Raw genomic sequence first — 13074 nt, 5'->3', positions numbered from 1 at the left:
CACCGAGTCCGGTGCGTCGCGGTTCTCCAACCGCGCGACGATGTAGCGCACGACCGCGCCGGGGTTGCGGCGGTTGGTGTTGACACGCAACGTCGCCACCCGCCGATACAACGGAACGCGTTGCGAGATCAGCGCCTTGAATTTCTCGCCGCGATCGCCGCCGGCCAACAATGGTCGCACCGTGGTACCCCCGGTGCGGCGCACGCCCTCGGCCGCGCTGATCTCCAGGTAGATGACGGTGTGGCCGGCCAACGCCTCGCGCACGCCGGGCGTGGTGACGGCCCCGCCGCCCAACGACAGCACGCCGTCGTGCGACTGCAACGCCGCGCGGATCACTTCCTCCTCGATGCGGCGGAACTCCGCTTCACCGTCGATAGCGAAGATATCGGGGATGGTGCGCCCGGTCGTCTCCTCGATCGCGACGTCGGTGTCAACCAGCGAGACGTTGAGCGCCTTGGCCAGCCTGCGCCCGATCGTCGACTTGCCCGACCCGGGCAGCCCGACCAGCACTGCCTTGGGGGCCATCAGCCCGACGCCTGGACCGGTTGGGCGGACGGCTCGCGTTGGGCCACCGCGCGCAGATAGCTGTCGATGTTGGTGCGGGTCTCGGCAAGCGAATCGCCGCCGAACTTCTCGAGGGCGGCGCGCGCAAGTACCAGAGCGACCATGGTCTCGACGACCACGCCCGCGGCAGGCACTGCGCACACATCGGAGCGCTGGTGGATCGCGACGGCCTCGTCACCGGTGGCCATGTCGACGGTCGCCAGCGCCCGCGGCACCGTCGAGATGGGCTTCATCGCAGCGCGCACCCGCAGCGGCTGACCGTTGGTCATGCCACCCTCGAGACCGCCTGCGCGGTTCGTCGAGCGCAGCACCCCGTCGGGGCCGGGGTACATCTCGTCGTGGGCGACGCTGCCGCGACGGCGCGCGGTTTCGAATCCGTCGCCGATCTCGACACCCTTGATCGCCTGGATGCCCATCACCGCGCCGGCCAGTTGGCTGTCGAGGCGGTTGTCGCCGCTGGTGAACGAGCCAAGGCCGATCGGCAGGCCGTTGACGACGACCTCGACGACTCCGCCGAGGGTGTCGCCGTCCTTCTTGGCGGCCTCGATCTCGGCGATCATCGACTGCTCGGCAGCTTCGCTGGAGGCCCGCACGGGGCTGGCGTCGATGGCCGCGAGATCGGCGGGTTGCGGGGGTGGGCCGTCGTAGGGTTTCGACGCGCCGATCGAAATGACGTGGGAGAGCACATCGACGCCCAGCGCCTCCTTGAGGAAGGCCCTGGCAACGGTTCCGGCCGCGACGCGGGCCGCGGTCTCGCGGGCGCTTGCCCGCTCCAACACCGGCCGGGCGTCGTCGAACCCGTACTTGAGCATGCCTGCGTAGTCGGCATGGCCGGGCCTCGGCCGGGTCAGCGGTGCGTTGCGTGCGCTGTCCGCAAGCACCGCGGAGTCGACGGGGTCGGCCGCCATGACGGTTTCCCACTTCGGCCACTCGGTGTTGCCGATTTCGATGGCGATCGGGCCGCCGAGCGTCAGACCGTGCCGCACGCCCGCCAGCACCGTCACCTGGTCCTGCTCGAACTTCATCCGCGCGCCACGCCCGTAGCCCAGGCGGCGTCGGGCCAGTTGCGCCGCGATCTCGTCCGAGGTCACGTGAACCCCGGCGACCATGCCTTCGACGACGGCCACCAGCGCGCGGCCGTGGGATTCACCAGCTGTGGTCCATCGCAACACGCGTCCCATCTTCCCACAGGCCGCTTCCTGCGGTTTCGCCCGTCAGGTCGAGGCCAGGCCGCCGAGCACGCGACCGATCTCGGTCACCGCCTCCCGGTGGGCGGTCTTCTGGTCGTCGGAGCGGGCGACGATCATTGCGGTCTCACACAGCGCGCCGTAGAGGAAGTGGGCCAGTGGGCCCGGCCGACGCTTGGCGATCCGGCCCGCGTCCGCGGCGCGAGCGATCGCGACTTCCATCAGCTCCAGAAGCGGGGATTCGAGATGGCGGATCTGCTCCCAGCCGATCGCCGCGGCAGCGTCCAGCAGCACGATGCGCTGATACCCCGGGTCGAGGCACTCGTCGAGAAAGGCGCGACACGCCGCCCCGAAGGCGTCCCACGGATCCTTCTTGCGGCCGTACGCGGCTGCCAACGGTGCGACCATTCGCTCGACCTCGCGCGAGAACACCGCCTCGAACAATTGACGCTTGCCGTCGAAGTGGTGGTACACGGCGCCCTTGGTTACCCCCGCCCTGGCAGCGACCGCGTCAAGCGAGGTGGCGTCGTAACCGTCGCGGGCGAACAGTTCGCGCGCGGCCTCGACGAGCGCGGCGGTGGTCGCCTCGGTCCGCTCGGCCTGTGTACGTCTCGCCACCTTCGTCGCCACCGGCTGACCATAACCGAAATCGGCGCGACTACTCGCTCACTGCACGCGGTATACGCGGTAGTCGATGTGGTTCGGCGACAGGACGTTGTAGCCGACGGCGACGACTTCGCTGAGCCACGCGTAGCGCTCGTCGGCGGTCTCGAACGTCGGTGTGGTGCGGACGTAGCTTTCCGCAAAGGGCAGAACGTCGCCCGCGCTGAGGCGATCGAGCCCGTCCGCGGGGACCTTGATGATGCCGCGGGCCTCGTAATGGATGAGCACACCGTCGTGGGTGCGAATGGTGGCCCGCACGTCCACCCGTCCTACGCCGTCGCTGCCGACCAGCAGCCAGTCGCCGCCGCCAGGTAGCAGTTCGCCCCGCAGTCGGGGACCCTCGACCACACCGCCGGTGGTAATGAAAGTCATGCGCGCACCGACGGGCGTCGCAATGGGTTGTGCCGGTTGCAGATTGACGTGCATGTCGAACAGGTGCTCGGCAGGAAGAGCGGTCAGCAACGGCAGCTGATCGATTGCCATCGCGGAGGTCATGCCGGTACCCCGTTCAGTGCTGCCTGCAGCTGCACGGAGTCGATGAACGTGTCCTTACGGCAGACCAGCCCGTCGGGTGAGACGTTTACGACGTCGATGCAGTCGAAGCGCAGATCGCCGGAGATCAGCGCCCAGTCGAGCACCCAGTGGTCGTCGCCGTAGAGCACGCGGTAGGTCTCGAACGAAAAATCCGGAAACTGTTCGAAGATGCCGGCGAATGTCGCGCGCACGGCATCGCGGCCCACAACCGGCTCCGCACCCGTGTGGGTCCAGAACCGGGTGTCATCGGTATGCATGGCGGCAATCGCATTCGGATCGCGCGCCGCCCACGCCGCGAAGTAGCGCTCCGAGAGAGCTTTGAGGTCATTCTGGGTCAGTTGCATACCCGCAGTATGCGCTTACCTACTGCGAGTATGCAAGTGTCGCGTCAAGCGCGTGCGTATCCGTTGGCGAAGTGCAAGGCTGAGAAGCCGTCGGCGATGGTGGCCGCCAGTTCGAGAAATGCCTGGCGGGTCTGCCTGCTCAGCAGGTCTAGATCGATCTCGGATCCTTCGGCGAGGTGGTCGTCGAACGGTACGACGTGCATCGCACGCACCCGCGGCAGGAACTGGCGGGCCAACTGGTTGATGTCGAGCCCCAGCTCCCCTGGCCTGGATGCGCTGAAGACCACCGTCGCTCCCGGCACCAGATGTGAATACCCCTGGCGCTCGAGCCAACGCAGGGTGGCCCATGCGCTGCGCGCCGAGTCGACGGCCGGCGAGGCGACCACCACGACCATGTCCGCCTCGTCCAGCACTCCCGCCATCGCCGAGTGCACAAGGCCGGTGCCGCAGTCGGTCAGAATGATGTTGTAGAACCGTTGCAGGACGTCGAGTACGCCGCGATAGTCACTCTCCGAGAATGCTTCTGATGTTGCGGGGTCGCGTTCCGACGCCAAGATCTCGAGCCTGCTGGTGCTCTGCGACGTGTGCATGCGCATGTCGGAGTACCGGACGATGTTCTCGTCCAACAGAACATCTCGTACGGTGGAATCAGTTTCGTCCGGACCCCGCTGCGCGAGGGTGCCGAAGTCGGGATTGGCGTCGACCGCGACGATGCGGTCGCCCCTGGCCACGGCGAGCGTGGCACCCAGCCCGACGGTGATCGTCGTCTTGCCGACGCCGCCCTTCTGAGAGAGCACGGCGATCTTGTGGGGACCCCCGTGGACCGGCTGATTGATGCGATCGAGCAACGAGCGCTGGCCGGCTTCCCTCGCCGAGACGCCCGGATTGAGGCCGGTGGCCCGGTGAACCGTCTTGCGCCATCCGGTCCGTGGCGGCGGATCCCGGTGAACGAGACCGAGTTCCCCATCGGTCGGCACCGGCGGGCCGTCTGTGGTCGCCGTGGCGCTCGTAAACGGAGTGGAACCTGCCAGCTGCACTGGCCCCGTGTCGTCGCCGGAATCAAACGGTTGACTCATGTCGCTCCCGTCCTAGTTCGGAGTCAGCATGCCGAGCACCTGCTTGAGTGCTGCCTGCATGTCCGGAACTTCGATGCGCATCAACTGTTTCTCGTCGAGCTCTGCGAGATTCGCGCCGTAACTCTCGCTGAGCCGGTACTCCCGTTCTTCTTCCGCCGCTTCGATCACGTTGCGGACGAACCGCCCATTGCCGACGAGGTCGATGCGCGGACGCAGTTGGCCCGACGCGTCCAACGCCTCGCCCTGACACAGCGTGGTCGCCGCCGAGACGAGTTCCTCGTAGGCGTCTTCGGACAGCTCCGAGTCCCGCGAGCGCGCGATCAGCCTGCCGATGTCGCCCAGCTCGAGGGGGTTGTAGGACTGAAACCGAATGCGCTTGGCGAAGCGTGACGCCAAACCTTCGTTGGAGCCGAGGAACCGGTCGATCTCCGCGTCGTAGCCCGCGATGATCACCACGAGGCGGTCGCGATCGTCTTCCATTCTCGCCAGCAAGGTGTCGACGGCTTCGCGACCGAACGCGTCGCCGCCGGAGAGCCCGGTCTGAATCAGCGTGTACGCCTCGTCGATGAACAGCACCCCGTCCATCGCCGAGTCGATCAGTGCCGTCGTCTTGATCGCGGTGCTGCCCAGGTGCTGGCCGACGAAGTCGTTGCGTTTGGCCTCAACGACATTGGGTGTCCGCAGCAGGCCCAGTCCGCAATACGTCTGCGCGACCACACGAGCGATGGTGGTCTTGCCGGTGCCAGGTGGGCCGGTGAACGCCAGGTGCAGTGTGCGCGAGGCGGAGTTCAGCCCCTTGTCGCCGCGCACCTTGGCCAGCATCGCCGTCGACTTGAGTTTCGCGACCTGAAGCTTGACCTCTGCCAGGCCGATCTGCCGGTCCAATTCCTGCTGGGCTGCGCGCAGGTATTCGTTACCGCGCTCCGAGAGGTCGTCACCGATGAGGTCGCCTGCGCTCGGCGCGCTGGCGGGGTCCCACCGGTCGGTGCGGGAGTCGATGATCTCCTTCGACGTGAGCACCAGGCGATACTTCGGATCGGATAGCGCCGTGGCATTGGCCTCGAAACCCGGCTCCTCGCTGTAGATCCGCTCGAAGATGACGCGGGCCTCCTGCTCGTTGCCCATCTCGCGCAGCGTCAGCCCCTTGCAGAACTCCGCCGCTCGCCGCGCCCCCGGAATGGGGCCGCCGATTGCTCGGTCGAGGCGGCGGATGCCCTCGCCGAACAACCCCATCTGAGCACAGGCGGAGCCGACCATCAGGTGCGCACCCGCGGCGATGTACTCGTCCTTGAACGCTGCCGAAGTGCTCAACGTCGTAAGCACATCAGGCCAGCGCTGCGTCGTGAAGTGCAGCACGCCCCGGACATAGGCGCAGATCTCAGCGGCCTCGGCGTCGCGCTCGGGCGATGCGGCGCGCGCACGGTCCAATTCGTCGAGCACCCGTTCGACCTCGTCGTAGTCCCTGGCGTCAATCATGTTCGCCGCGTGGGCAAGCCAGATCTCCGTCTTGGTACTCAACGGGTAGTCCAGATACAACCCGGTCTGGAATCGTCCGCTCAGCGCTCGCGGCGGCAGTCCGAGCCTGCGCTGCTCGCGGTGCAGGGAGATCGCGCTGGTTCGGTAGAGGTGGTAGATGACCTCGGGACTGGCTTCGCCGGCGGCGGCACGGCCGAGCCAGGCGTCGCACATGTCCGGGTCGTACTCGGTGGCCCGTTTGAAGGCGAGCGCTGCATAGGCGGTATCGCGCTCAGTCTCGAGCCCGTCGATCGGGATCCCGAGCGACAGGACGCCCGCGTCGAAAACCCGTTGCGCGTCGCTGGTGCCACTCATTGTGGGTGACCTGTCTCCTCACTGCGCGGTGCGCCTGTCCGGGAGAAGCTGAAGGCTCGAATCGCCCGTAATTGTACTAAGTTCCGCGGTTGTAACGCGCCTCGATTGTCTAACGTATGTGTATGCCGCAGCCGCCGGTTCGATCAGCAAATGGAGCCATCACGGTGCGTACCACCGAACGAGGGCTGCCGCTTGCGCTTCGTCTCGGCGAAGCCGCGCTGCAGAGCCCGCCGCAGCAACTCGCTGCCGAGATACTGGCCTTGTGCCGAGTGTCGGCGGCGCGCGCGCAGGTGACCCGCAGGCGCGAGCTCGCCGAAAATGGCTTTGACGCCAGCGTCATTCGCCCCTTGCACCTGGCCACCGACGGAGATCTGGCCCGAGCCGAGGGACAGGCGTACGGCAACGACGAGGACCTGCCCCCCACCTGGTTGAGGTCGGTGTGACTGGGCTGGCCGACTCGCTGATCACCCGAGTCCTCAAGCAGCGCGACCTGATGCAGGCGATGGACGAGCACTGCAAAACCATCTCGGCGCGCGTCACCAGCCGCGATCAGAACGTCAGCGTCGAGGTCGACGGCTACGGAGCGATGACCGGGCTTTGGCTGGGGCCAAACGCTTACGCACTCGGCGCTGATCCGCTGGCTGCACTCATCGTGGAGACCGCTCAAGTGGCGGCCAAAGTGGCCGCGGACCGACAGGCACACCTGACAGAGCAGTTCGCCCAACGGATGCGCGAGTTGCACCGGGCTCCGCTGACGCGTTGGGATGGAACGGCTTTCGAACGCGCCGAGCCTGCGAACGACTGAACCGTTTGCTCGACGCGCACACCGCCTAAGCCCGGCGCAGGTGAAACGGTCGCTAATGCCGGCACCACGGTCGCTGATGGCGAGCAGCCAGTAAATGTGTCCGCGCTTGCCCCATCGGTGACACTGGCGCGTGGAAACTGTTTCTGCCCAGGAGGTTTCGTAAACGCCGCAGGTCCCCGCCGTTCGGGCGCTGCGGCGCCTGATAGAACTCGGCCGCGAAACACACGTCGTCGACTGGGAATCACACCTGCAGCGAGCACCCCGACCGCCGAGTCGGCTAATGGTCAATTTTCACCGATCCCCGCCAGAAGGTCTGCATGTCGGGTGCAGAAAGCGTGCGCGCGAAAAGAAGTCCCCTGTTCATAACGGGTCGGCCGGGACATGTCCGGCCGAGAGTGTAACGACGTAGATGCCGACGACGAGTACACAAAATTTGCCGAGCAATTTGAGCACACGTCAATTTATTGCAACGAATTCCGTTGGGCGGGATTCCCAATAAAAATAATTAGCTGACTCGGTTATCCGCAGTTATAGTAATTGAGCTTCTGCCGACGCAGCGCTAGCACCGAGTCAGGGAAGGTCTTGGCCACGATGAGTGAAGCGTTTCTCGCCGCCCCGGCCGGTATGGCCGCATTCGCCGACGCCACCGAGGCCGCATCCGCGGTGATCACCACAGTCGGCTCGGCCGACTCCGCCGCCATGCTCGCGGCCGCCGCGGGCGCGCTCGGTCCCATTGGTGCGACCTATTTGGCGGCGTATGGCCCTTCGCAGGCAAACAATTTGGCGGGAACCTTACTGGTCGGCGGCGTCCAAGCCGGCGTCAGCTCCGCCACCGCCGCTTCCAAGTCCGCGGTCGTCGCCGCCGATAACGGCTGACGCGGCTGACACCGCATGGCCGCGCAATTGCCCCCCTCCCCTGTCAACCCGACAGCGGAACTAGCTCAGAATCTGCCGAGCTACGATCCAACGCCGGTAATTGCTGCTCAAGAGCAGAGCTTGCAAGAGTTTCTCAATTTGCCAGTCAAAGATATTCTGGCTCGCCTGGGATTGCCCGCGAATGAAAATGCGCCACGAAATGAGGACGGCACGCCACCGCAGGACGGTCCGCCGGAAGAGCCACCGACGGCAGCCAGTCCGATGGACCCGAGTGCACTGATCAGTCCGGTTACCGATGCCCTCGGCACACTCGGCTCCGGTCTCTTCGACGGTGTCGATCCGACCGCGATGCTGCAGGGGATCACGCAGGCTTTCCAATCGACCGGTGGCTCGCTGCAGAATTCACTGGCCGCGGTCGACGACGCGTGGCAGGGCGACTCAGGATCCAGCGCAGCCACCAAGACCGCCACCGCGATCGCCGACGGGGCGAAGGTCGGTGCGCAGTCCGAGGCGCTGCGGACGAGCTTGACGACGGCAACAGCTGAGGTGGCGCAGGCACGAGCCCGAATCATCGCCATCATCGCCGAGTTTCAGGCGACCCTCGCGGCGATCGGGCCCGCCATCATCTTCCCGTGGGGTTGGGCTGCGGCGATCGCGGCCGCCAACAAGGCGGTCACGTCGGCGGCTGAGGTGATGACCGAACTGCAGTCGTCGATGGGTTCGGAGTCCGCCAAGGTGATGGCCGCGGGTGCGCCCGTCGACGTCACGTCCGCCCCGCAGATGGGCGCCTCGCCGCTCGCAGGCATGGCGTCGCCGCTGATCTCGATGGCAACCAAGGGCGCCCAGGCTGGAATCCAGGCAGGCACCGGCGCCGCCTCCGCAGCCAGTCAAGCGGCCAACCAATCTGCAGTACCCGCAACGGATCCCGTGGTTGCACCGGTCGGTGGGGGCGGTGTGGGCATGGCACCGGTGGGCGTCGGTGCCGGCAGTGGGGGTGGCGGCGGCGGTGTCGGCGCCTCCGGGCCGCGGTCGGTACCCACCTCCACGATGGTTCAACCGGAGAGCGCATCGACCACCCCGCAATCGGCGACGATGCGCGCCGCGGGCATCGCAGGGGCCGGCGGCGCAGGCATGATGGGCGCCCCGTATGCCCCCATGGGGGGTCAGGGCGCCAACGCGGCGACGAACAGCCATACCGCGGCATCATTTCTGCACACCAGTGACCAGGGCGGCGAGATCGTCGGCGATCTCGGGACCGCGACACCACCTGTACTCGGCGAAGCCGAGTCCAGCGAGCCTCCGGACATCGAACTCCGGATCTAGTAAAGCCGCCGAAGGAGAACCCCATGGCCGATAACGCCGGAATGTCGATCCAGCCCGCCGAGGTCGGAGACGTCAGCCGTCAACTCGACGAGCTCGCCGCTCGTGTCGAGCGCGTGCTGGCGACCGAGGCCCCGAACCTCACCGTCACCGCGTCCGGACGCGACGAAGTGTCTACGCGAATCGCCAACACTCTGAACGAGGTTCACACCGCATTCGCGAAGTCGTCGAATGAAGGCCTCGGCGAGATGCACGAAGTGGCCGCCACCTTGCGCACACATTCCGGCAACATCGCGGCCGCCGAGGAGGACTTCGTGCGCTAGCGCCGACGCGGCACGTCGCGTTACCCGTTTGATCGACGAAGGGAGGTCTTGGCGTGGGTTTCACCAACGTTGTGTGGTCATCACGCAGCACGGAGCAACTCGCGCGCGACCTCACCGAGGGGCCTGGACCCGCGTCGGTCGGCGGCGCTGGGGCCGCCTGGGTACGGGTGGCCAACGAGTTGGCCGGCGTGTCAACTGATTTCGACAAGCTGCTGGCCCGCCTCCGGACAGTGTGGGAAAGCCAGGCATCCAGTGCGGCGCTGCACCGCCTGGAGGAGTTCGGCAAGTGGCTGCAGGCGGTCAGCTTGAGCGCGGCCGCCAACGGCCAGCGCGCCGAGGAGGCCGCAGTCGCCAACACCGTCGCCGTACTGGCGATGCCCAGCGTGTCCGAGGCGGTCGAGGCCAGGGCGGCCCAGGACATGATGGCCTCGTTGTCTGCGTACAACGGCGCGCTGATCACCGGCCGCTTCGCGGAGTTCGACGAGGCGGCCACCGCCGATCAGGCCAACGCCGCGGCGGTGATGACCCAGTACGAGGAGGCGGTCTCGCACCTGGCTGTGCCGTGGGAGCAACCCCCACCACCGCAGGTGTCACACGGCAACTCGCTGGCGGCTGAGCGGAACGTCCAAGGTGAGGGCGCTGGCGGCGGCGGTGGGGCCGCCGCGGGCGGGGCGGGCGGCGGAGCGCCTGCGATGCCGTTGGGTCCGATGACGGCTCAGGGAGTGAACCCCAGCGCCGAGGCGAAAACCCTTCAGAAGACCCCTCTTGCGGGCGCAGGCGGCGGCGCCGGAATGGGCGGGGCCCCCTACGCCCCTTATGCCCCGGTGGGCGCCATGGGCCGGGGTGATCAGAACAGCGACTATGAGTCGACCCAGCCCGCGGCCGCACTGGACGGCGCAGGAGAATCAGGCGCACGGCTTTCCGACACGGGTGGATCGTGGCTGCCGCCCGCCGAGCAGAGTGACGCCCCGTTCATGGTCTCGAGCGTCAGCTGGGGTCCCGACACCGCCGTCTTCGACGAACTCGTGGTTCCCGAGACGCCCACGGTGGAGGGTTTCGCCGAGGAGCCGGAGCGCACGCTCGAACAAGTGGATGACCGCTGGGTGGCGCCCCCGGTGATCGGGGTTGACCGGGGGCTTAATCTGTGACGACCTCGCTGACAGAACGATTCGTCGTCACCGACGACGAGATGATGGTCATCGCCTCTCGAGTCGGCGTGCAGGCGCTGCCCCTTGTCTTGAATCTGCGGCCGCGGCATGGCACCGAGACCGCACTGCTCGACGCGACCGACCATGCCACCCGTGCGCTCACCGACCGTGGGCTGATCCGTGACGGGGAAGTGGTTTCCGAGCTGGCGCCGCTCCTTCAGGCGCTGCAGCGACCCGACCGGGAACTGGCGATGCGTTTGGTCACACCCGACGGCGCCGCGAGGCTCACCGTCATACGTCGGGGTGTTCAATGCGTTTCGGTTCGCCGAGTCGGCAACGAGATCGTCATCGAGGCCGTTCTCGGCGACCCAAACCTCAGCGCGGCCGCCCGGGCGGTGCTGCGTCAGCTGCCCACGGCCAGCCCGGCGGCGATCGAGCCGGTCGGCGCGCCGCTGGAAAACGTGGCACAGGCACTTTCAGACACGCACGACGCGGCGCAACTCTCCGATCGCATCCGCGCACTCGGCGCCGATGCGCGCGCTGCCATGGTGCTCGGCTCGGCGCTCGCATCCAGGCTCGCCTTCGCCGAGATCGTTTACTACTCCCTCGATGTGGACGCGGATCTGATCGCCCGCTGCCCTGCGGCGGTCGGTGTGTTCTATACAAAACGTGGCCGGATTGTCGCGGCCCCCAGCGCTTCGCCGAGTGGCCAACGGTGGACGACACTCAAACCGGGTTCCGACCACGCCGTCAAACAGGCCATCGGTCAGCTAGTCGAGCTTTCCGCCAACAGATGGGAGGAGTTCTAGTCCATAGCTCTCAAGTTGCGAATTCCCAATCTTAGCTCGGCGATTCGCGCCGAAACCAACACGAGGAGGACACTGTGGCGCTCAGTTTGACGCCTGCGGAAGCCGAAACCAAGATCACCCAGGTGGACGAGGCGATGAACAACCTCAGGACGCTGGCAAGCCGAATCCTGGACAGCACCGAAACGATGACCGGCAGTTCCTGGCAGGGCGGCCGCGCGCAAACGTTCCGCGGCATCATGACCCAACACAATGACGACTTCAACTACGTCATCAACCAGCTGACCCAGGTTGCGGAGAAGGGCAAGAACGACATCCGCACACTCGTCAGCCACGACACCGACTAGAAGAAAGGCTTCGACTGTGAGCGACACCATTCGCTACGACTACGGATCCAACTACGCCTCGCTGGACGACATCCAGGGCCGCACCAACGATGCGCAAGCGCTGCGTGACGAAGTGGGCAAGGTCTTCACCGCGCTGCAGGGCGTCTATGAAGGTGAAGCCGCGGCCATGTTGCAGCAGAAGCACATCGAGATCTCGCAGATGCTGGACAGCGTGCTCAACGAGATCACGCAGACCCGCTCTGGTGGCAATCAGTCTCAGGAAGATGCCGCCGCACTCGACGCGCACCTTGCCGGCGGCTTCGCATAGATCGCGTATCGGAACTGCGGCCGGGGCGGCGCGATCCGTCTGACGGATGCTCTGGCCGCAGGTTCGGTCACTACGCTAGGCACGACGCATGATCACCGATCAGGTAGCGCCACTGCGCCACGACGTCGAGCCGTGGTTCATGAGCGGCTTCGACTTCCGATGCCTATGGGAGGCGCTCGGACTCGATCGTCTCCCGTTCCCGCTGGCTTACCGGAACCGGGGCAGAAAGTACCGTGCAGACGTAGAGTCCGACCGCCAAGCTGCACTCACGCGCCAACGTGCGGAGATGACGCAGAATCGTCTCCGAATTCTGGAGGCGCTGAGATTCCCGGCTTTCCTGGTGCAGGGATTCGGACGGATCGAGGACGACGCGGGAGGCCTGCGGATCTTCCGTCTGCTGGGCGCGATCGGCACGACCGGTTATTGCGCTGTCATCACCCAGGATCCCAGTGAGCAACTCATTTTCGGCGAGGACATTCAGATTATTGGGTGCGCGAACGTCGACTTTCCTCAGGTCGTTCTCGAGGCGCTGCCCGATTACCAGCCTGGGACCATGCCGCGCAAGGACGCCCGCCTCGAGCACGAGACGCCGGCGAAGATTTTCGGTGATTCGACAATCACGGCGTCAATCCTGCTCAGCGGATCCGCGGACTTCACACTCGACTACGAACTCCGCGACCCCAACCATCTGACGCTGATCAACGTTGCCGACGACGGCGCGTATCTGGTGAATGAGGGCACCGATACATTCCAGATCATCCCCGCGTCGATCACGAACCTGTTGGACACGTTCAAGAAAGTGGAGAACCTGCAAGCGAACGCGGCAGAACGGCGTGTGAAGGCCGCTCGCTCGGACCGAGATTACAATGGCATTCCTTAGCGCGGTGTCGACTTTCGTACCCGGCGGTGCCGATACGGACGGTCGACCGAGGCACCTTTCAAGT

At 66.2% G+C, this 13074-nt stretch carries 15 protein-coding genes and 2 pseudogenes; 10 read left to right on the top strand and 7 right to left on the bottom strand.

Annotated features, from left to right (window positions below):
- Positions 1–24 precede the first annotated feature (24 nt).
- The 7 genes and pseudogenes from N4S67_RS14940 to eccA all read right to left on the bottom strand — a co-directional run.
- Positions 25–525, bottom strand: a pseudogene (locus N4S67_RS14940) (shikimate kinase); the annotation flags it as partial.
- Positions 525–1736 carry a chorismate synthase gene (gene aroC, locus N4S67_RS14935; protein ID WP_260993748.1) on the bottom strand — a complete coding sequence of 404 codons (1212 nt, stop codon included), beginning with the start codon at positions 1734–1736 and terminating at the stop codon, positions 525–527. The pseudogene N4S67_RS14940 and the gene aroC, both read right to left, overlap by 1 nt.
- Positions 1737–1778: 42 nt before the next feature.
- Entirely contained in the window at positions 1779–2381 is a 603-nt protein-coding gene (locus N4S67_RS14930) for a TetR/AcrR family transcriptional regulator (protein ID WP_260993747.1), read from the bottom strand.
- A 36-nt stretch (positions 2382–2417) separates the two neighbouring features.
- On the bottom strand, positions 2418–2909 hold the full coding sequence (locus N4S67_RS14925; RefSeq protein ID WP_260993746.1) for a DUF3237 domain-containing protein: 492 nt from the start codon (positions 2907–2909) through the stop codon (positions 2418–2420).
- Entirely contained in the window at positions 2906–3292 is a 387-nt protein-coding gene (locus N4S67_RS14920; protein WP_260993745.1) for a nuclear transport factor 2 family protein, read from the bottom strand. Before N4S67_RS14920 ends, N4S67_RS14925 begins: the two co-directional genes overlap by 4 nt.
- Before the next feature lie 44 nt (positions 3293–3336).
- Positions 3337–4317 (bottom strand): annotated as a pseudogene (locus N4S67_RS14915) (AAA family ATPase); the annotation flags it as partial.
- 63 nt (positions 4318–4380) lie between these two features.
- Positions 4381–6198: a type VII secretion AAA-ATPase EccA gene (gene eccA / locus N4S67_RS14910; RefSeq protein WP_260993743.1), complete on the bottom strand. Its 1818-nt coding sequence runs from the start codon at positions 6196–6198 to the stop codon at positions 4381–4383.
- Between the two features lie 164 nt (positions 6199–6362).
- Here eccA and N4S67_RS14905 point away from each other — a divergent pair, with 164 nt between their 5' ends.
- From N4S67_RS14905 to N4S67_RS14860, 10 genes are all read left to right on the top strand, one after another.
- The gene (locus tag N4S67_RS14905) at positions 6363–6641 is read left to right on the top strand and encodes a hypothetical protein (RefSeq protein WP_260993742.1); all 279 of its coding nucleotides are present in this window, start codon (positions 6363–6365) and stop codon (positions 6639–6641) included.
- Positions 6638–7003 (top strand): YbaB/EbfC family nucleoid-associated protein, encoded by a 366-nt coding sequence (locus tag N4S67_RS14900; protein ID WP_260993741.1) that lies wholly within the window; start codon positions 6638–6640, stop codon positions 7001–7003. Before N4S67_RS14905 ends, N4S67_RS14900 begins: the two co-directional genes overlap by 4 nt.
- 591 nt (positions 7004–7594) lie before the next feature.
- Positions 7595–7879: a hypothetical protein gene (locus tag N4S67_RS14895; protein WP_260993740.1), complete on the top strand. Its 285-nt coding sequence runs from the start codon at positions 7595–7597 to the stop codon at positions 7877–7879.
- 261 nt (positions 7880–8140) lie between these two features.
- The gene (locus tag N4S67_RS14890) at positions 8141–9202 is read left to right on the top strand and encodes a hypothetical protein (protein WP_260993739.1); all 1062 of its coding nucleotides are present in this window, start codon (positions 8141–8143) and stop codon (positions 9200–9202) included.
- Between the two features lie 23 nt (positions 9203–9225).
- Positions 9226–9522, top strand: coding sequence for a PE family protein (locus N4S67_RS14885; protein WP_260993738.1), 297 nt, complete (start codon positions 9226–9228; stop codon positions 9520–9522).
- Between the two features lie 53 nt (positions 9523–9575).
- On the top strand, positions 9576–10670 hold the full coding sequence (locus N4S67_RS14880) for a PPE family protein (RefSeq protein WP_260993737.1): 1095 nt from the start codon (positions 9576–9578) through the stop codon (positions 10668–10670).
- On the top strand, positions 10667–11479 hold the full coding sequence (locus tag N4S67_RS14875; RefSeq protein WP_260993736.1) for an ESX secretion-associated protein EspG: 813 nt from the start codon (positions 10667–10669) through the stop codon (positions 11477–11479). The genes N4S67_RS14880 and N4S67_RS14875 overlap by 4 nt, the downstream gene beginning before the upstream one ends.
- A gap of 74 nt (positions 11480–11553) precedes the next feature.
- Positions 11554–11823 carry a WXG100 family type VII secretion target gene (locus N4S67_RS14870; RefSeq protein WP_260993735.1) on the top strand — a complete coding sequence of 90 codons (270 nt, stop codon included), beginning with the start codon at positions 11554–11556 and terminating at the stop codon, positions 11821–11823.
- 16 nt (positions 11824–11839) lie between these two features.
- A complete protein-coding gene (locus N4S67_RS14865; RefSeq protein ID WP_260993734.1) occupies positions 11840–12130 on the top strand; it encodes a hypothetical protein in 291 nt (96 codons plus the stop codon).
- An 88-nt stretch (positions 12131–12218) separates the two neighbouring features.
- The gene (locus N4S67_RS14860) at positions 12219–13010 is read left to right on the top strand and encodes an ESX secretion-associated protein EspG (protein WP_260993733.1); all 792 of its coding nucleotides are present in this window, start codon (positions 12219–12221) and stop codon (positions 13008–13010) included.
- The last annotated feature ends 64 nt before the right edge of the window (positions 13011–13074 follow it).

It is taken from the genome of Mycobacterium deserti (genome assembly GCF_025345615.1).
Classification (GTDB): Bacteria; Actinomycetota; Actinomycetes; order Mycobacteriales; family Mycobacteriaceae; genus Mycobacterium; species Mycobacterium deserti.
This window is presented reverse-complemented; position numbering and strand designations above follow the sequence as displayed.

Excerpts from the sequence above, each read along its gene's own strand:
- N4S67_RS14925 (WP_260993746.1), bottom strand. The coding sequence starts at position 2,909 with ATGACCTCCGCGATGGCAATCGATCAGCTGCCGTTGCTGACCGCTCTT.
- N4S67_RS14920 (WP_260993745.1), bottom strand. The coding sequence starts at position 3,292 with ATGCAACTGACCCAGAATGACCTCAAAGCTCTCTCGGAGCGCTACTTC.
- eccA (WP_260993743.1), bottom strand. The coding sequence starts at position 6,198 with ATGAGTGGCACCAGCGACGCGCAACGGGTTTTCGACGCGGGCGTCCTG.
- N4S67_RS14895 (WP_260993740.1), top strand. The coding sequence starts at position 7,595 with ATGAGTGAAGCGTTTCTCGCCGCCCCGGCCGGTATGGCCGCATTCGCC.
- N4S67_RS14890 (WP_260993739.1), top strand. The coding sequence starts at position 8,141 with ATGGACCCGAGTGCACTGATCAGTCCGGTTACCGATGCCCTCGGCACA.
- N4S67_RS14885 (WP_260993738.1), top strand. The coding sequence starts at position 9,226 with ATGGCCGATAACGCCGGAATGTCGATCCAGCCCGCCGAGGTCGGAGAC.
- N4S67_RS14860 (WP_260993733.1), top strand. The coding sequence starts at position 12,219 with ATGATCACCGATCAGGTAGCGCCACTGCGCCACGACGTCGAGCCGTGG.